The 18,111-nt window shown below is 69.4% G+C and carries 19 protein-coding genes; 10 read left to right on the top strand and 9 right to left on the bottom strand.

Translation table 11 applies throughout. The features are described 5' to 3' along the window. Nucleotides 1-8 precede the first annotated feature (8 nt). The 4 genes from sigM to trxA all read left to right on the top strand — a co-directional run bounded on the left by sigM (nt 9) and on the right by trxA (nt 3,091). Nucleotides 9-698, top strand: a complete 690-nt coding sequence (sigM, locus tag ACIQUR_RS25570; RefSeq protein WP_403668493.1) for an RNA polymerase sigma factor SigM — start codon at nt 9-11, stop codon at nt 696-698. Further along, a complete protein-coding gene (locus ACIQUR_RS25575; RefSeq protein ID WP_403668496.1) occupies nt 695-1,624 on the top strand; it encodes a hypothetical protein in 930 nt (309 codons plus the stop codon). Before sigM ends, ACIQUR_RS25575 begins: the two co-directional genes overlap by 4 nt. 125 nt (nt 1,625-1,749) lie before the next feature. Continuing rightward, the gene (gene trxB, locus ACIQUR_RS25580; RefSeq protein WP_403668499.1) at nt 1,750-2,709 is read left to right on the top strand and encodes a thioredoxin-disulfide reductase; all 960 of its coding nucleotides are present in this window, start codon (nt 1,750-1,752) and stop codon (nt 2,707-2,709) included. A 46-nt stretch (nt 2,710-2,755) separates the two neighbouring features. Next, nucleotides 2,756-3,091 carry a thioredoxin gene (gene trxA, locus ACIQUR_RS25585; RefSeq protein WP_403668506.1) on the top strand — a complete coding sequence of 112 codons (336 nt, stop codon included), beginning with the start codon at nt 2,756-2,758 and terminating at the stop codon, nt 3,089-3,091. Between the two features lie 113 nt (nt 3,092-3,204). Here the strand turns inward: trxA and ACIQUR_RS25590 are convergent, their stop codons facing one another. The 9 genes from ACIQUR_RS25590 to rpmH form a co-directional block, all read right to left on the bottom strand. Further along, nucleotides 3,205-3,822 (bottom strand): GNAT family N-acetyltransferase, encoded by a 618-nt coding sequence (locus ACIQUR_RS25590; RefSeq protein WP_403668509.1) that lies wholly within the window; start codon nt 3,820-3,822, stop codon nt 3,205-3,207. A gap of 211 nt (nt 3,823-4,033) precedes the next feature. Beyond that, nucleotides 4,034-5,110, bottom strand: a complete 1,077-nt coding sequence (locus tag ACIQUR_RS25595; protein WP_403668511.1) for a ParB/RepB/Spo0J family partition protein — start codon at nt 5,108-5,110, stop codon at nt 4,034-4,036. Continuing rightward, the gene (locus tag ACIQUR_RS25600; protein WP_403668514.1) at nt 5,107-6,213 is read right to left on the bottom strand and encodes an AAA family ATPase; all 1,107 of its coding nucleotides are present in this window, start codon (nt 6,211-6,213) and stop codon (nt 5,107-5,109) included. The genes ACIQUR_RS25595 and ACIQUR_RS25600 overlap by 4 nt, the downstream gene beginning before the upstream one ends. A 221-nt stretch (nt 6,214-6,434) precedes the next feature. After that, nucleotides 6,435-7,154 carry a 16S rRNA (guanine(527)-N(7))-methyltransferase RsmG gene (rsmG, locus tag ACIQUR_RS25605; protein WP_403668517.1) on the bottom strand — a complete coding sequence of 240 codons (720 nt, stop codon included), beginning with the start codon at nt 7,152-7,154 and terminating at the stop codon, nt 6,435-6,437. A gap of 118 nt (nt 7,155-7,272) precedes the next feature. Then, nucleotides 7,273-7,785 (bottom strand): protein jag, encoded by a 513-nt coding sequence (locus tag ACIQUR_RS25610; protein WP_403668519.1) that lies wholly within the window; start codon nt 7,783-7,785, stop codon nt 7,273-7,275. Nucleotides 7,786-7,800: 15 nt separating this feature from the next. Beyond that, nucleotides 7,801-8,901, bottom strand: a complete 1,101-nt coding sequence (yidC, locus tag ACIQUR_RS25615) for a membrane protein insertase YidC (RefSeq protein WP_403668522.1) — start codon at nt 8,899-8,901, stop codon at nt 7,801-7,803. 3 nt (nt 8,902-8,904) lie between these two features. Then, nucleotides 8,905-9,186, bottom strand: a complete 282-nt coding sequence (gene yidD / locus ACIQUR_RS25620) for a membrane protein insertion efficiency factor YidD (RefSeq protein ID WP_399944060.1) — start codon at nt 9,184-9,186, stop codon at nt 8,905-8,907. After that, nucleotides 9,183-9,557: a ribonuclease P protein component gene (rnpA, locus tag ACIQUR_RS25625; protein WP_403668525.1), complete on the bottom strand. Its 375-nt coding sequence runs from the start codon at nt 9,555-9,557 to the stop codon at nt 9,183-9,185. Before rnpA ends, yidD begins: the two co-directional genes overlap by 4 nt. Nucleotides 9,558-9,578: 21 nt before the next feature. Beyond that, nucleotides 9,579-9,716 (bottom strand): 50S ribosomal protein L34, encoded by a 138-nt coding sequence (gene rpmH, locus ACIQUR_RS25630; protein ID WP_030457638.1) that lies wholly within the window; start codon nt 9,714-9,716, stop codon nt 9,579-9,581. A 614-nt stretch (nt 9,717-10,330) separates the two neighbouring features. Here rpmH and dnaA point away from each other — a divergent pair. The 6 genes from dnaA to ACIQUR_RS25660 form a co-directional block, all read left to right on the top strand. Further along, entirely contained in the window at nt 10,331-11,815 is a 1,485-nt protein-coding gene (dnaA, locus tag ACIQUR_RS25635; protein ID WP_403668567.1) for a chromosomal replication initiator protein DnaA, read from the top strand. 958 nt (nt 11,816-12,773) lie between these two features. Continuing rightward, the gene (gene dnaN / locus ACIQUR_RS25640; RefSeq protein WP_399944052.1) at nt 12,774-13,904 is read left to right on the top strand and encodes a DNA polymerase III subunit beta; all 1,131 of its coding nucleotides are present in this window, start codon (nt 12,774-12,776) and stop codon (nt 13,902-13,904) included. A 103-nt stretch (nt 13,905-14,007) separates the two neighbouring features. After that, on the top strand, nt 14,008-14,886 hold the full coding sequence (gene gnd, locus ACIQUR_RS25645; protein WP_403668530.1) for a phosphogluconate dehydrogenase (NAD(+)-dependent, decarboxylating): 879 nt from the start codon (nt 14,008-14,010) through the stop codon (nt 14,884-14,886). A 62-nt stretch (nt 14,887-14,948) separates the two neighbouring features. After that, nucleotides 14,949-16,085: a DNA replication/repair protein RecF gene (gene recF / locus ACIQUR_RS25650; RefSeq protein ID WP_403668533.1), complete on the top strand. Its 1,137-nt coding sequence runs from the start codon at nt 14,949-14,951 to the stop codon at nt 16,083-16,085. Further along, nucleotides 16,082-16,642, top strand: a complete 561-nt coding sequence (locus tag ACIQUR_RS25655; protein WP_403668536.1) for a DUF721 domain-containing protein — start codon at nt 16,082-16,084, stop codon at nt 16,640-16,642. The genes recF and ACIQUR_RS25655 overlap by 4 nt, the downstream gene beginning before the upstream one ends. A 314-nt stretch (nt 16,643-16,956) precedes the next feature. Continuing rightward, the coding region (locus ACIQUR_RS25660; protein ID WP_403668539.1) for an ATP-binding protein at nt 16,957-18,111 on the top strand (1,155 nt) is incomplete at its 3' end.

Raw genomic sequence — 18,111 nt, forward strand, 5'->3', positions numbered from 1 at the left:
GCTCACCGTTGGACGACGCCGCATCCGGGGGCATCGGCGACCAGGAACTCCTGGCCAGACATGTCGCCGGCGATCCCGAAGCCTTCGGTGAGCTGGTACGCCGTCACCGCGACCGGCTCTGGGCCGTCGCCCTGCGCACCCTCGGGGACCGTGAGGAGGCGGCGGACGCCGTGCAGGACGCCCTCGTCTCCGCCTACCGCGCCGCGCACACCTTCCGGGGCCAGTCGGCGGTGACCACCTGGCTGCACCGCATCACCGTGAACGCGTGCCTGGACCGGGCCCGCAAGGTGGCCTCGCGCAGGACCTCCGCGGTGGACGATCCGGAGGCCTTCGAAAGGCTCCTGGAGCCCCATGAGTCGGCCGAAGCGCCCGCCGAGCGCCAGGACCTCCACCGTGAGCTGCTGGCCGCTCTCAACACCCTTCCCGCCGAGCAGCGTGCCGCCCTGGTCCTGGTCGACATGCAGGGTTACCCGGTGGCCGAGGCGGCACAGGTGCTGGACGTCCCGACCGGCACCGTGAAGAGCCGCTGTGCCCGGGGCCGGGCAAGACTTCTTCCCCTGCTCACTCATCTGCGCTCGAATGCCGGGGATAACAGTGCCGCTGACCGGGGAAGGAACCGGTCGCAGGGGACACCCGTCCCACCAGCAGCAGAATCCAGGGACCCAGATGCTGTGAAGGGCGGAGGTGGGCGAGCGTGACTTCCACGACCGGCACGATCCGGCACCCGGACGTCTCGGAGATCTCCGATCTCACCGAAGGCCTCCTTTCGCCGGCCAGGACCACCGAGGTGCGCACGCACCTCACCGCATGCCCGCTGTGCGCGGACGTCCGGGCGTCCCTGGAGGAGATCCGAGGCCTCCTGGGCACCCTCCCGGGACCACAGCGCATGCCGGCGGACATCGCCGGACGCATCGACGCCGCCCTGGCGGCCGAGGCGCTGCTGGACACCATCGCCCCCGGCGACACGGCCCACGAGCCCTCCGCCCCCGTGCGGACCGCTGCGGATGTTTCACGTGAAACATCGGCCGCCCCCGTGGCTCCGAAGAAGGCCCCCTCCACCCGTCCGGCAGGCCGCGCCGCAGGAGCGACCGGGCCCGGCCGCGCTCGGAGCCGTCGCAGGGTGGCCGTCCTCACCGGCATCGCGACCGCCGCGGCCTGTGCCGTCGGGCTCCTCCTCTTCCAGAACCTCGGCATGAACGGCGCCTCGGACACCAAGAAGGACGCCACCGCGGTCAGCTCCGCGGACGGTCCGGGCGAGTACAGCGCCGCACGCCTGCCCGCCGACGTCGAGCGGCTGCTGGGCGGCGACCGGAACGCCCAGGCACCCTCCGGCACCGCGAGCACCTTCGACGAGCGGACGGCCCCGAAGCCCGAGCTCATGGAGACCGGCAAGCCCATGGCCGGGACGCTGCCGGCGTGTGTGGTCGCGGGCACGGGCCGGACGGACCCGCCCCTCGCCGCCGAACGGGGGATCTTCCAGGGGCACGACGCCTATCTGGTGCTCCTCCCCCACCGCGGTGACGCCTCTCGTGCCGATGCCTACGTGGTGGATTCGGCCTGCACGGTCTCCGATCCCACCGGCCGCGGACAGGTCCTGCTGACCGGTACCTACCCCCGGACCTGACAGCCCCGGTCCACGGGGCGGACAACCGGGGAATGCGGGCGCCGTAGGATCCGTTGGGTGGGGTGAGACCAGAGACCGGCCCCCCGGTAGTCAGCAGGCAGTCCGCAGAGACGAGGAAAGCACCCGTGAGCGACGTCCGTAACGTGATCATCATCGGCTCCGGGCCGGCCGGTTACACCGCCGCCCTGTACACCGCACGCGCATCGCTCAAGCCGCTCGTCTTCGAGGGTGCCGTCACCGCCGGTGGCGCGCTGATGAACACCACCGAGGTCGAGAACTTCCCCGGCTTCCGTGACGGCATCATGGGCCCGGACCTCATGGACAACATGCGTGCCCAGGCCGAGCGCTTCGGCGCCGAGCTGGTGCCGGACGACGTCGTCGCCGTGGACCTCACCGGTGAGATCAAGACCGTCACCGACACCGCGGGCACCGTCCACCGCGCCAAGGCCGTGATCGTCACCACCGGCTCGCAGCACCGCAAGCTCGGCCTTCCGAACGAGGACGCCCTGTCCGGCCGCGGCGTTTCGTGGTGCGCGACCTGCGACGGCTTCTTCTTCAAGGACCAGGACATCGCCGTCGTCGGCGGCGGCGACACCGCGATGGAGGAGGCGACCTTCCTCTCGCGCTTCGCCAAGTCGGTCACCATCGTCCACCGCCGTGACAGCCTGCGCGCCTCGAAGGCCATGCAGGAGCGCGCGTTCGCCGACCCGAAGATCAAGTTCGCCTGGGACAGCGAGGTCGCCGAGATCCACGGCGAGCAGAAGCTGTCGGGTCTGACGCTGCGCAACACCAAGACCGGCGAGACCTCCGAGCTCGCGGTGACCGGTCTCTTCATCGCCGTGGGCCACGACCCGCGCACCGAGCTGTTCAAGGGCCAGCTGGACCTGGACGAGGAGGGCTACCTCAAGGTGGACGCCCCCTCGACCCGCACCAACCTCACCGGTGTCTTCGGTGCCGGTGACGTCGTGGACCACACCTACCGCCAGGCCATCACGGCCGCCGGCACCGGCTGCTCCGCCGCGCTGGACGCGGAGCGCTTCCTCGCGGCCCTCTCCGACTCGGAGCACGCGGCCGCGACCGTCTGACCGCCTTCCCCCACACCCCACCGCAGTAAAGAAGAAGGAGGCCCCAGTGGCCGGCACCCTGAAGAACGTGACCGACGCGGACTTCGACGAGGTTGTGCTCAAGAGCGAGAAGCCCGTCCTGGTCGACTTCTGGGCGGAGTGGTGCGGCCCGTGCCGCCAGATCGCTCCGTCCCTTGAGGCCATCGCGGCCGAGCACGGCGACCAGATCGAGATCGTCAAGCTCAACATCGACCAGAACCCGGCGACGGCCGCGAAGTACGGCGTCATGTCCATCCCGACGCTGAACGTGTACCAGGGTGGCGAGATCGCCAAGACGATCGTCGGCGCCAAGCCGAAGGCCGCTCTTCTCCGCGACCTGGACGGCTTCATCGAGGCCAAGTAAGACCCTCCTGTTTCACGTGGAGCCATGTTTCACGTGAAACATCGAAAGGGGGCCGCCCACCAGGGCGGCCCCCTTTCGCGTTCCGAGCCCGGGGCTCCCGCTCCCCGAAGCCTTCAGAGCGGACGCAGCACCGGCTCCTTGCGGGCCGCTCCCAGGAGACGGTCCAGGGCGAGCTCCACGTCCTCCTTCCAGGACAGCGTGGAGCGCAGTTCCAGCCGCAGCCTCGGGTGCACGGGGTGCGGGCGCACCGTCTTGAACCCCACCGCCAGAAGGTGGTCGGCCGGCAGCATGCACGCCGGACCATCCCACCGGGCGTCCCCGAATGCCTCGATGGCCTTGAAGCCCCGCCGCAGGAGATCCTTGGCGACCGTCTGCACCATCACCCTGCCGAGCCCCTGTCCCTGGTAGCCCGGCATGATCCAGCCCGTCATCAGCTGGACGGCATCGGGCGAGACCGGGCTCGTGGGGAAGGCGATGGCCCGCGGGACATAGGCGGGCGGCGCGTAGAGCACGAAGCCCACCGGCACGTCGTCGACGTAGACCACCCGCCCGCAGGAGCCCCACTCCAGCAGGACGGCGGAGATCCACGCCTCCTTCTCCAGCTCCGGGGTGCCGGCCTTTATCGCGGCTTCGCCGCTGACCGGGTCGAGCTCCCAGAAGACACAAGCCCGGCAACGCTTGGGGAGGTCCTGGAGGTTGTCCAGCGTGAGCGGTACAAGCCGACGACCCATGATCCGACAAACCCTCCTACGGCTCCGAGTCCCAGGCCCGCCGTCAGCAGGCCGGTGCGTCTCACCGATCGCATGGCCCCCGCCCCCTCTTCATGAGGTGTCTCCGAGTGGATACGCCATAGCTGATTGCATCGTAGCCACGGAGCCCTGGCGCCGACACCGACGAAAAGCAAAGGGCGGGCCTCAGCCCGCCCTTTGATCCGTCCGCGGCTCAGCTCTCGCTGTCGCCCTGCGCGAGCACACGCCCCTCACCAGGAGCCAGCGTGCTCAGGATCCGCTCCAGGTCGTCCATGGAGGCGAACTCGACGGTGATCTTGCCCTTCTTCTGCCCGAGGTCCACCTTGACCCGGGTCTCGAAGCGGTCGGAGAGCCGCGAGGCGAGCTCCGTCAGCGCGGGAGAGACCCGGGTCCCCGCGCGGGGACCCTTCGGCTTCACCGAGCTGGTCGGCTGCGACCCCATCAGCGTGACGATCTCCTCGACCGCGCGGACCGAGAGGCCCTCGGCGACGATGCGGTGCGCGAGGCGGTCCTGCTCCTCCGAGTCCTCGACGGACAGGAGCGCACGGGCGTGGCCCGCGGACAGGACGCCCGCGGCGACACGGCGCTGCACCGGGGGAGACAGCCGCAGCAGACGCAGCGTGTTGGACACCTGCGGACGGGACCGCCCGATGCGGTCCGCGAGCTGGTCGTGGGTGCAGTTGAAATCCTGGAGGAGCTGGTCGTACGCGGCCGCCTCTTCCAGGGGGTTGAGCTGCGCCCGGTGGAGGTTCTCCAGGAGCGCGTCCAGGAGGAGCTTCTCGTCGTCCGTCGCGCGGATGATCGCGGGGATCCGCTCCAGGCCGGCCTCACGGCAGGCACGCCAACGGCGCTCACCCATGATGAGCTCGTAGCGCTCCGGGCCGAGCTGGCGCACGACGACGGGCTGGAGCAGGCCGACCTCCTGGATGGAGGTGACCAGCTCTGCCAGGGCGTCCTCGTCGAACACCTCACGCGGCTGGCGCGGGTTCGGGGTGATGGAGTCGAGCTCCAGCTCCGCGAAGGTCGCACCGGCCACCGCAGCGGCCTCGGGCTCGACGGCCGCCGGCTCCGGCACCTCCGTTTCACGTGAAACAGTCGCGTGCGGCAGGGTCGCCACCTTGGCGGCCGCCACTCCGCGCTCCGCCGTCAGCACCGGTACGGCCGCGGGCGAGGTCGACCCCGCACCCACCACCGGACCCGACTGTTCCTGCGGAGCCGCAGGGATCAGAGCGCCGAGCCCCCTCCCAAGCCCTCTACGTCGCTCACTCACTGGATCCCCTCCGAGATGTTCTGCGTGCTGTTACTGCCACCGCCCAGATGGGCGTGCTGGGCGTCGTACTGGATCCCCACTCCGCGCAGCGCGATCTCGCGCGCAGCTTCCAGGTAGGAGAGGGAGCCACTGGAGCCCGGATCATAGGTGAGCACCGTCTGGCCGTAGCTCGGCGCCTCCGAGATACGGACCGAGCGCGGGATGCTCGTCCGCAGGACCTCGTTGCCGAAGTGGCTGCGCACCTCTTCGGCGACCTGCGAGGCCAGCCGGGTCCTGCCGTCGTACATGGTGAGCAGAATCGTCGAGACGTGCAGGGCCGGATTGAGGTGGGCCCGCACCAGGTCGACGTTCCGCAGCAGCTGCCCCAGGCCCTCCAGCGCGTAGTACTCGCACTGGATCGGGATCAGCACCTCGGCCCCCGCCACCAGGGCGTTGACCGTGAGCAGGCCCAGGGAGGGCGGGCAGTCGATGAGGATGTAGTCCAACGGCTGCTCGTACGCCTGGATGGCCCGCTGCAGTCGGCTCTCCCGAGCCACCAGGGACACCAGCTCGATCTCGGCGCCCGCCAGGTCGATGGTGGCGGGCGCGCAGAAGAGGCCCTCGACGTCCGGCACCGGCTGGACGACCTCCAGCAGCGGCCGGCTCTCGACGAGCACGTCGTAGATCGAGGGGACCTCGGCGTGGTGGTCGATGCCCAGCGCGGTCGAGGCGTTGCCCTGCGGGTCCAGGTCGATGACCAGCACCCGGGCTCCGTGCAGCGCCAGCGAGGCCGCCAGGTTCACCGTGGTGGTGGTCTTGCCCACGCCACCCTTCTGGTTGGCGACCACGATGACCCGCGTCTGCTCCGGACGGGGAAGTCCTTCACCCGCACGGCCCAGGGCCTCGACCGCCAGCTGGGCCGCACGGCCGATGGGGGTGTCGTCCATCGGAGGCGGTGTTTCACGTGAAACATCTCCCGCCGCGTCCGCTGGGGATGCCCCCATCCCCGGGGACTCGGTGCGGGGTCCGGGGACCGGGTCGGCCACCGGCCCCGCGAGGTTGGCGTCGGACCGCACGGATTCACTCTCCTCGACTTCAGGCTCGGAATGAACAGAGCCTCCCATGTCTACGGGGGTGCGAACCAGCGGGGCCCGTACTCCTGTGGATGAATCCACAGATGTGGACAACTCCGCGACCCCCGTCTCCTGGCGGTTGCGGGGGGACGCAACCGCTCGGCCGCGGCTGATGATTCCGTGCAGCAGAGAGCGACGTTTCACGTGAAACACGATGCACGCGCGGGCACTTCATCCCGCTACGACACTCCGAAATCCATACCGTCGGGACCTCAACGGCGCCTGCGGGACCGCCCCACGCGCGCGGCCTTGGCCCGCTTCGCCGCGAACCGCACGCCACCGGGGCTCTCACCCACCTCGACCCGGACCACGGTGGACATCGGATCCACCACGCCCTCACCGACCTGGAGCACCGAGGTCTTCACCACACCGAGCTTGGAGAGCGCCGTCTTCGCGGCGAGCAGCTCCTCGTCAGCGGTGTCGCCCTTCAGCAGGAGCATTTCTCCGTACGGACGCAGCAGCGGCACACCCCAGCCGGCCAGTCGGTCCAGCGGAGCCACGGCACGAGCGGTCACCACGTGCACCTGCGGCAGCTTGCCCAGCATCTCCTCGGCACGGCCCCGCACCACGGTCACGTGGTCCAGGCCCAGCAGCTCCACGGCCTCCTGCAGGAAGTTCGTCCGCCGCAGCAGCGGCTCAAGGAGGGTGATCTTCAGGTCCGGCCGCACCAGGGCGAGCGGAATGCCCGGCAGTCCCGCGCCCGAGCCGACGTCGCAGACGGTGACGCCCTCGGGCACCACCTCGGCCAGCACGGCGCAGTTCAGCAGGTGCCGCTCCCAGAGGCGGGGCACCTCACGCGGACCGATCAGGCCGCGCTTGACCCCCGCGTCCGCCAGCAGCTCCGCGTAGCGGACAGCTTCCGGGAAATACTCACCGAACACCGTCCGCGCCTCTTCGGGCGCCGGGGGAAGCTCAGCTGCTGCCTCCGTCACGGGGGACCGTCCTTCCGTACGCACTGCGGTCGACTCACATGTGCTGGTTGAAATGCCAGGCTGACAAACTTCGGCCCCGTCTGCGATACAGACGGGGCCGACCACTCCACTATTCCGGTCAGGCCGGGAGCACAACGACGAAGCGCTCGGGCTCCTCGCCCTCGGACTCGCTGCGCAGGCCCGCGGCCGCGACCGCGTCGTGCACGACCTTGCGCTCGAACGGCGTCATGGGCTGGAGCTTCACCGGCTCGCCGGAGCTCTTCGCCTCGTCCGCGGCCTTGACGCCGATCGCCGTCAGCTCCTCGCGCTTCTTGGCGCGGAAGCCGGCGATGTCCAGCATCAGACGGCTGCGGTCACCGGTCTCGCGGTGGACCGCGAGCCGGGTCAGCTCCTGGAGCGCCTCCAGGACCTCTCCGTCGCGCCCGACCAGCTTCTGCAGGTCGCGGCTGCCCGAGTCGCTGATGATCGACACAGCGGCACGATCGGCCTCGACGTCCATGTCGATGTCACCGTCGAGGTCGGCGATGTCGAGCAGACCCTCGAGGTAGTCGGCCGCGATCTCACCCTCCTGCTCGAGGCGGGTGAGGGTGTCGCCACCCTCGGCGGCGGCGGAGGTGGTGCCTTCCGTCACGGGATGGACTCCTTCTTACTTCTTGGGAGAGGTCTTGGGGGTCTGGCGCTGCGACTTGCTCTGCCGCTTGGGCTGCTGCCGCCTGGCGGCGGAGCTGCTGGCGGAGTCCGCGTCGGCGGTGGCCACGGTGCTCTTGGAGACCGTGCCGTCCGCCTGGGCGGCCAGGCCCTGCTTGGCCAGGGCGGAGACGAACTTCCGCTCGTTGTCGTTGCGGTCCGGGCCCTTGGCCACGATCGCGGCGACGACGTTCTTGCGACGACGACCCTTGACGTTCCCGTGCGAGGCGACGTGCTTGAGCAGGCGCTGGAGGTACTGGTCCTGAGCCTTCGAACCCGGGGTGGGGTTCTGGTTGATCACGTACATCTGCTGGCCCATGGTCCACACGTTGGTGGTCAGCCAGTAGACGAGGACACCGACGGGGAAGTTGATGCCCATGCCCGCGAAGATCAGCGGGAAGATGTACATCAGCATCTTCTGCTGCTGCATGAAGGGGGTCTTGACCGTGAGGTCGACGTTCTTCTGCATCAGCTGGCGCTGCGTGTAGAACTGCGACAGCGACATCAGCACGATCATGACCGCGGTCACGATGCGCACGTCGGTCAGCGAGGCGCCCAGGGCCTCGACCTTCTCGGCGCTGTCGGTGAACTTCGCGGCGAGCGGGGCGCCGAAGATGTGCGCCTGACGGGCGCTGTCGAGCAGCGACTGGTCGATGACGCCGATCGGCTTGTTGTTCGCGATGTTGCTGAGTACGTGGTACAGGGCGAAGAAGAACGGCGACTGCGCCAGGATGGGAAGGCACGAGGAGAGCGGGTTGGTACCCGTCTCCTTGTACAGCTTCATCATCTCTTCGGACTGGCGCTGCTTGTCGTTCTTGTAGCGCTCCTGGATGGCCTTCATCTTCGGCTGGATCGCCTGCATGTTCCGCGTGGCCTTGATCTGCTTCACGAAGAGCGGGATCAGGCAGATGCGGATCAGGATCACCAGGGAAACGATGGACAGTCCCCAGGCCCAACCGGTGTCAGGACCGAAAATCGCCCCGTACAGACTGTGGAACTGGACGATGACCCACGACACGGGCGTGGTGATAAAGCTGAACAGACTGGCAATCGTGTCCACTAATCAGGCTCCTTGAGCATTGCGAGGTCTACGCAACGCACTGCGCAGTTGTTCGTGCCAACGCGGGCGTTTGCGAGGTGGGACGTGATCGACTCCGCCGGGGGACCACGGATTGCACCGCAGGATCCGCCAGGCGGTCAGAAGCGTCCCTTTCACCGCACCATGCCGGTCGATGGCCGTGTACCCGTAGTGCGAACACGACGGGTAGTAGCGGCACACCGGCCCGAGCAGCGGACTGATCGTCCACTGGTACAGCTTGATCAAAGCGAGCAGCGGGTACTTCATCGAGCCACGCCTCCCAGCAGCCGCAGCAGGGCGGCATCCAGGTCCCGGGCCAGTTGTTCGTGGTCGGCGTCGCCCGATCCGGGCAGCGCACGTACCACCACCAGGCTACCGGGGGGCAGCTCGGCGAGCCGGTCGCGCACCAGGTGGCGCAGTCTGCGCTTGACCTGGTTGCGGACGACCGCGCCGCCGACTGCCTTGCTGACGACGAAACCCGCACGCGTCGGGGAAGCTGAGTCCCCCGGCTCGTGCGGGTCCGTTGCACCGCTGGTACGTAGGTGGACGACGAGGAGCGGGCGGCCGGCCCGGCGGCCTCGTCGTACCGCGGTCGCGAAGTCCTCGCGCCGCCTCAGCCGATTTTCGGTAGGCAGCACGACGTCATGACCTGTGCGCGATTACGCGGACAGGGCGCTGCGACCCTTGGCGCGGCGGTTCGCGAGGATCGCGCGGCCGGCACGGGTACGCATACGCAGACGGAAGCCGTGGGTCTTGGCGCGACGGCGGTTGTTCGGCTGGAAGGTGCGCTTGCTCACTCGGGGGCTCCAGAAAATGAATCGTTGTGGCGGTACATCGCCTGGCTGTCACCGTGCGCCCACGAGGAACTATCGCGTGATCGCCCGAGTGGACACCGCTAAACGATCACAATCCGTGATCTTCGCCCATCGGTAGGCAGGCGGCAGCAGCCATCGACAACTCGACCTGGTTACGGTACGCGGGACTAGTCCATCCGGTCAAACCGAGCCGAGCCCGACCCGCACTGTGCACAGCCTGTGGACAACAACTTGAACCGCACGGGTCGCGCTGACTACCTTGGCTTGACCCCGCATTTTTTTGTCCCGACCGTCCCAAAGAACCACACATTCGTGGGACCTGTGAGAGAGCGTGCCCTGTGGCTGACGTACCTGCCGATCTTGCCGCAGTGTGGCCGAGGGTTCTCGAGCAGCTCCTGGGAGAGGGACAGCAGGGCATCGAGGCCAAGGACAAGCAGTGGATCGAGCGCTGCCAGCCGCTCGCGCTGGTCGCCGACACCGCCCTCCTGGCCGTCCCCAACGAATGGGGCAAGCGCGTGCTGGAGGGCCGGCTGGCCCCGCTGATCAGCGAGACCCTCAGCCGCGAGTGCGGCCGCCCGATCCGGATCGCCATCACGGTGGACGACTCCGTCGGCGAGCCGGCACCGGCGCCCGCGCCGCCCGCCCCGCAGGACCGTCCGCGCTACGACGACGGCTACGACCAGCTGCCCACGGCCCGTCCCGCCTACCCGGACTACCAGCAGCAGCGCCCCGAGCCCGGCGCCTGGCCGCGCCCCTCCCAGCAGGAGGAGTACGGCTGGCAGCAGCCGCGCCTGGGCGGCTTCCAGGAGCGGGACCCGTACGCGTCGCCCTCCGGGTCCGGCGGGTACGAGCAGCCGGGACCGTCCTACGAGCCCCGCCCGTACGAGCCGAAGCCGTACGAGCCCCAGCAGTACGAGCAGCCCGCGTACGAGCAGCCGTCCTTCGAGCAGCCCTCGTACGAGCCCAAGCCGTACGAGCAGCAGCGCGCCGAGCCGAAGGCCGCTCCGCCCCCGCCCTCGTCCGGCTCCTCCTCGGGCCCGGTCGAGCCGACGGCGCGGCTGAACCCCAAGTACCTCTTCGACACCTTCGTCATCGGGGCGTCGAACCGCTTCGCGCACGCCGCCGCGGTGGCCGTCGCCGAGGCGCCGGCCAAGGCGTACAACCCGCTCTTCATCTACGGCGAGTCCGGTCTGGGCAAGACGCACCTGCTCCACGCGATCGGGCACTACGCGCGGAGCCTGTACCCGGGCACCCGGGTGCGGTACGTGAGCTCGGAGGAGTTCACGAACGAGTTCATCAACTCCATCCGCGACGGCAAGGGCGACGCCTTCCGCAAGCGGTACCGCGAGATGGACATCCTGCTGGTCGACGACATCCAGTTCCTGGCGAGCAAGGAGTCGACGCAGGAGGAGTTCTTCCACACCTTCAACACGCTCCACAACGCGAACAAGCAGATCGTGCTGTCCTCGGACCGGCCGCCCAAGCAGCTGGTGACCCTGGAGGACCGGCTGCGCAACCGCTTCGAGTGGGGGCTGATCACGGACGTCCAGCCGCCCGAGCTGGAGACCCGGATCGCGATCCTCCGCAAGAAGGCGGTGCAGGAGCAGCTGAACGCACCGCCGGAGGTGCTCGAGTTCATCGCCTCCCGGATCTCGCGGAACATCCGCGAGCTGGAGGGCGCGCTGATCCGCGTCACGGCGTTCGCCAGCCTGAACCGGCAGCCAGTCGACCTCGGCCTGACCGAGGACGTGCTCAAGAACCTGATCCCGGGCGGCGAGGACACCGCACCCGAGATCACCGCCGGCGCCATCATGGCGGCCACCGCCGACTACTTCGGGCTGACGGTGGACGACCTCTGCGGCTCTTCCCGGAGCCGCGTGCTGGTCACCGCCCGGCAGATCGCGATGTACCTGTGCCGGGAGCTCACCGACCTGTCGCTGCCGAAGATCGGCGCGCAGTTCGGCGGCCGCGACCACACGACCGTGATGCACGCCGACCGGAAGATCCGCGCGCTGATGGCCGAGCGGCGCTCCATCTACAACCAGGTCACCGAGCTGACCAACCGCATCAAGAACGGCTGACCGCACCGCCTCAGGGGCGCTCCGGGACTCGCTCCCGGAGCGCCCTTCGCCGTTCCCGGGGGCCCTGCGGGGTCGTCCGGGGGCCGTGCCGAGGTCTCTGAGCGGTCCGTGGGAGGTCTCTGGGCGGTCTCTGGGCGGCCTTCGGAGCCCGATCCGGCCTCCCCACGGGCCTCGGCGATTCGCTAGGCCGTTCGCGTGAACAGCAGGATCTGTTCGATTAACCGCCTGGTTACGGGTGTCCTCCACAGATCTTGGACTTTTTCCCGTCCACACCCTGGGGACTCGCTCCGCCACCCACATTCCGTCCACAGGCAGCCCTGTTGATGGAGCATCAGGGCTGGTCAGGGGGCTGTGGAATTGTGCGCGACGACAGTCCACAGGCTGTGGACGATCATGCCGTCCACAGGGCCGTCCCCATGGTTGTCCACCGGTGGCCCACAGCCCGGGGCCGGTTGTCCCCAGCTTTCCCCAGCTTCTCCACACGGTTGTCCACTGTTCGGCAACCACACCGCCCCTCTCACCGCCCCGAGTGAAAGGCGTCACACCGATGTGGATGGTTTGCCTGTGGGGAAACGGGGTAAAGCTGGGGACAGAGCTGTGGAGTACCCCGGGTCACCTGGGGACGGACTGTGCAGAACTTTCGCTTCTCCACAGGAGACCCCTGTTGTCCACCGCCGCCGCCCACAGGACCGGTGGACAAAAAACGGTTGCTGACCTGCGCGGACGCGGTTATCCACGGAATCCACAGGCCCTACTACTACCCCCATAGACAGTTAGGCCTGGATCGGTTTTCAAGCAGGGCCTGTGCACAACTCGCCTCTCGGCTCTCCCGACGACTTCGGCTCGACTTGACGGGCAGCAGCACCGACTGTCGGCGCCGTACGTCAGACTGGTCTCCGGCATTCAGCCGACGACGAAGGCCAGCAGGGCGAGCCAGCAACAGCAGGAGGCGGTTCCGGTGAAGATCCGGGTGGAGCGCGATGTACTCGCGGAGGCGGTGGCGTGGGCGGCCCGTAGCCTCCCGGCCCGGCCGCCGGTGCCCGTTCTCGCGGGCCTTCTCCTGAAGGCCGAGGAGGGCTCGCTGAGCCTCTCGGGCTTCGACTACGAGGTCTCGGCCCGCGTCTCGGTCGAGGCGGACGTGGAGGAGGACGGCACCGTCCTGGTCTCCGGCCGGCTGCTCGCCGACATCTGCCGCGCCCTCCCCAACCGCCCGGTGGAGATTTCCACAGACGGTGTACGGGCGACCGTGGTCTGCGGCTCCTCGCGGTTCACACTCCACACCCTGCCTGTGGAGGAGTACCCGGCTCTGCCGCAGATGCCCACCGCCACCGGCACCGTCCCCGGCGAGGTCTTCGCGTCGGCCGCCGCCCAGGTGGCCATCGCCGCCGGCCGCGACGACACGCTGCCCGTGCTCACCGGTGTGCGCATCGAGATCGAGGGCGACCGGGTCACCCTGGCCTCCACCGACCGCTACCGCTTCGCCGTCCGCGAGTTCCTGTGGAAGCCCGAGAGCCCGGACGCCTCCGCCGTCGCCCTGGTGCCCGCCAAGACCCTGCTGGACACCGCCAAGTCCCTGACCAGCGGTGACACGGTCACGCTGGCGCTCTCCGGCTCCGGCGCCGGTGAGGGCCTGATCGGTTTCGAGGGCGCGGGCCGCCGCACCACCACCCGCCTGCTCGAGGGCGACCTGCCGAAGTACCGCACGCTCTTCCCGACCGAGTTCAACTCCGTCGCCGTGATCGAGACCGCCCCGTTCGTCGAGGCCGTCAAGCGCGTGGCGCTGGTCGCCGAGCGCAACACCCCGGTCCGGCTGAGCTTCGAGCAGGGCGTGCTGATCCTGGAGGCCGGCTCCAGCGACGACGCACAGGCTGTGGAGCGCGTGGACGCACAGCTGGAGGGCGACGACATCTCGATCGCCTTCAACCCGACCTTCCTGCTCGACGGCCTGAGCGCCATCGACTCCCCGGTCGCCCAGCTGTCCTTCACGACCTCCACGAAGCCCGCGCTGCTGAGCGGCCGCCCGGCCGTCGACGCCGAGGCGGACGAGGCGTACAAGTACCTGATCATGCCGGTGCGTCTGTCCGGCTGACGCGGGGCACCCCGGGCGGCGCCCGGGGGAAGGTGTGGATCCGCGTCCGGGCGTAGGCTCGGACGCGGGTACGAAACCGCACACACAGTTAAGGAACCACCTGATGGAGCTCGGTCTCGTCGGTCTCGGCAAGATGGGCGGCAACATGCGCGAGCGCATCCGCCGCGCAGGCCACACCGTCATCGGATACGACCGCAACCCGGACCTCGCGGATGTCCACAGCCTCCAGGAGCTTGTGGACGGTCTCCAGGCCCCGCGCGTCGTGTGGGTGATGGTCCCCGCCGGCGAGGCGACCCAGTCGACCGTCGACGAGCTGGCCGGCCTGCTCTCGCCGGGCGACATCGTCGTGGACGGCGGCAACTCCCGCTGGACGGACGACGAGAAGCACGCCGCCGAGCTGGCCGAGAAGGGCATCGGCTTCGTCGACTGCGGTGTCTCCGGCGGTGTCTGGGGCCTGGAGAACGGCTACGCGCTGATGTACGGCGGCGACAAGGAGCACGTCGCCCGGGTGCAGCCGGTCTTCGACGCCCTCAAGCCCGAGGGCGAGTTCGGCGCGGTCCACGCCGGCAAGGTCGGCGCCGGCCACTTCGCCAAGATGGTCCACAACGGCATCGAGTACGCCATGATGCAGGCCTACGCCGAGGGCTGGGAGCTGCTGGAGAAGGTGGACTCGGTCACCGACGTCCGCGAGGTCTTCCGCTCCTGGCAGGAGGGCACGGTCATCCGTTCCTGGCTGCTCGACCTGGCGGTCAACGCCCTGGACGAGGACGAGCACCTCGACAAGCTCAAGGGCTTCGCCCAGGACTCCGGCGAGGGCCGCTGGACGGTCGAGGCGGCGATCGACAACGCGGTGCCGCTGCCCGCGATCACCGCGTCGCTGTTCGCGCGCTTCGCCTCGCGCCAGGACGACTCCCCGCAGATGAAGATGATCGCCGCGCTGCGCAACCAGTTCGGCGGCCACGCGGTCGAGACCAAGAAGTAGTACGCCGTCCCCGTCCACAGGCTGGGGACGAACAGCAGGAGCCGGGGGAGGTCGGCCGCACCATGCACGTCTCGCACCTGTCGCTGGCCGACTTCCGCTCGTACGCCCGGGCCGAGGTCCCCCTCGACCCGGGCGTCACCGCTTTCGTGGGCCCGAACGGCCAGGGCAAGACCAACCTGGTCGAGGCGGTGGGCTACCTCGCCACGCTCGGCAGCCACCGCGTCTCCTCCGACGCACCGCTGGTGCGGATGGGCGCCGACCGCGCCGTCATCCGCGCCGCCGTCACCCAGGGGGAACGGCAGCAGCTGGTCGAGCTGGAGCTGAACCCGGGCCGCGCCAACCGCGCCCGCATCAACAGGTCCTCGCAGGTCAGGCCGCGGGACGTGCTGGGGATCGTCCGCACCGTGCTCTTCGCCCCCGAGGACCTGGCCCTGGTGAAGGGCGACCCCGGCGAGCGCCGCCGCTTCCTCGACGAGCTGATCACCGCGCGCTCCCCGCGGATGGCCGCCGTCCGCTCCGACTACGAGCGGGTCCTCAAGCAGCGCAACACCCTCCTGAAGTCGGCGGCCATGGCCCGCCGGCACGGCGGCCGCTCCATGGACCTGTCCACGCTCGACGTGTGGGACCAGCACCTGGCGCGGGCCGGGGCCGAGCTCCTGGCCCAGCGGCTCGACCTGATCGCCACCCTCCAGCCGCTCGCCGACAAGGCGTACGAGCAGCTCGCCCCCGGTGGCGGCCCGCTCGGGCTCACGTACCGCAGCTCGGTGGGCGAGCCGGTGGACGCGGCCGTCCACCGCACCCGCGAGGAGCTGTACGAGGCCCTGGTCGCCGCCCTCGGCGAGGCCCGCAAGCAGGAGATCGAGCGGGGCGTCACCCTGGTCGGCCCGCACCGTGACGAGCTGCTGCTGCGGCTGGGCGACCTGCCGGCCAAGGGGTACGCGAGCCATGGCGAGTCCTGGTCGTACGCGCTGGCGCTCCGGCTCGCCTCGTACGACCTGCTCCGTTCCGAGGGGAACGAGCCGGTGCTGGTGCTGGACGACGTCTTCGCCGAGCTCGACGCCCGGCGCCGCGAGCGGCTGGCGGAGCTGGTGGCGCCGGGCGAGCAGGTCCTGGTGACGGCGGCGGTGGACGACGACGTGCCGGACGTCCTGGTGGGCGCCCGGTACGCAGTCTCGAACGGCGAGGTGACCCGGCTGTGACGGACGGGGAAGGCACGGCGGGCGGCGGCGAGGAGCCCCGCAAGGTCCCGGAGCCCTCCGGGGTGGACCTGGCGCGCCAGGCGCTGGCGGCCGCGAAGGAGGCGGCGCGGGCCCGCGGCCAGGCCGTCGGCAGGGACGGGAAGAAGCAGCGGGGCGGGCTGCGCTCGGGCGCCCGGGCGGACGGCCGCGACCCGATGCGGCTGGGCACCGCGCTGTCCCGGCTCCAGACCGAGCACGGCTGGGAGAACCCCCTCGCGGTGGCCGGCGTGATGCGCCGCTGGCCGGAGCTGGTGGGCCCGGAGCTGGCCCGGCACTGCGTACCGCTGAAGTACGAGGACGACCCGGACAAGCGCGAGCTGCACGTGCAGTGCGACTCGGACGCCTGGGCGGCCCAGCTGAGGATGCTGAGCGCGCAGCTGGTCGCGCGGCTGAACGAGGACCTCGGGCAGGGCACGGTACGGCTGATCAAGGTGCTGTCGCCGAACACCGGCAGGCCCTCGTACTCGGGCCGGCTGAGGGCCCCCGGAACCACCCGGAACGACGGGAACCGGGGCTGAACCCAGCCCGTCAGGACACCTGAGGGACCCCTGTGGAGTGAGGTGTCCCTCACGGTAGCCGGAGGTTGACAGCCCGAAGCGCTGAAAGCCCGTGTGAGCCTCTTTGAGCCCCTTCCCGGATATGGGGAGTCGGACGACGGAGGTTCAGGGCGGCACATGCGGACTCAGGTACCGGCAAACCCCCATTCATGTCAGCGCTACCGGTAGACTGGTAGATAATCCCGCCCTGCTCGCGGGATCCCGCTGAAAACGCTGACAACGCAGATCGACGCAGCCGCTCCTGCTCGCACCGGTGCTTGCTCGGAGTCTGGCCTGTGCTGTGCCAGAAAGGGCGCTTCGTGGCCGATTCCGGCAACCCCAACGAGAACACTCCGTCCACAGCCGGCGAGAACGGCGAGGTCACCACCTCGTACGACGCCAGCGCGATCACAGTCCTCGAGGGCCTGGACGCCGTCCGCAAGCGACCCGGCATGTACATCGGCTCGACCGGTGAACGAGGACTGCACCACCTCGTCTACGAGGTCGTCGACAACTCCGTCGACGAGGCCCTGGCCGGCCACGCGGACACCATCGACGTCACCATCCTCGCCGACGGTGGCGTGCGCGTGATCGACAACGGCCGAGGCATCCCGGTCGACATCCACCCCGTGGAGAAGAAGCCGGCCGTCGAGGTCGTCCTGACCGTCCTGCACGCGGGCGGCAAGTTCGGAGGCGGCGGCTACGCCGTCTCCGGCGGTCTGCACGGCGTCGGCGTCTCCGTCGTGAACGCCCTGTCCAGCCGCGTCTCCGTCGAGATCAAGCGCGACGGCCACCGCTGGACCCAGGACTACAAGCTCGGTGCCCCGACCGCTCCGCTGGCCAAGCACGAGGAGGTCTCGGACTCCGGGACCTCGGTGACGTTCTGGGCCGACCCGGACATCTTCGAGACCACCGAGTACTCCTTCGAGACGCTCTCGCGCCGCTTCCAGGAGATGGCCTTCCTCAACAAGGGCCTCACCCTGAAGCTGACGGACGAGCGCGAGTCCGCGAAGGCCACCGTCGGCGCCGACACGGCCGAGGAGGCCGACGACAACGTCGCGCGCACGGTCTCGTACTGCTACGAGGGCGGCATCGTCGACTTCGTGAAGTACCTCAACTCGCGCAAGGGCGAGCTGATCCACCCGACCGTCATCGACGTGGCGGCCGAGGACCGGGAGCGCATGCTCTCGGTCGAGATCGCGATGCAGTGGAACAACGGTTACACCGAGGGTGTGTACTCGTTCGCCAACATCATCCACACGCATGAGGGCGGTACGCACGAGGAGGGTTTCCGTGCGGCGCTGACGTCTCTGGTCAACAAGTACGCGCGGGACAAGAAGCTGCTGCGGGAGAAGGACGACAACCTCACGGGTGAGGACATCCGCGAGGGTCTGACGGCGATCATCTCGGTGAAGCTGAGCGAGCCGCAGTTCGAGGGCCAGACGAAGACG

Origin of the sequence: Streptomyces sp. NPDC101132, from assembly GCF_044759225.1 — a bacterium.
In the GTDB taxonomy this organism is placed as follows: domain Bacteria; phylum Actinomycetota; class Actinomycetes; order Streptomycetales; family Streptomycetaceae; genus Streptomyces.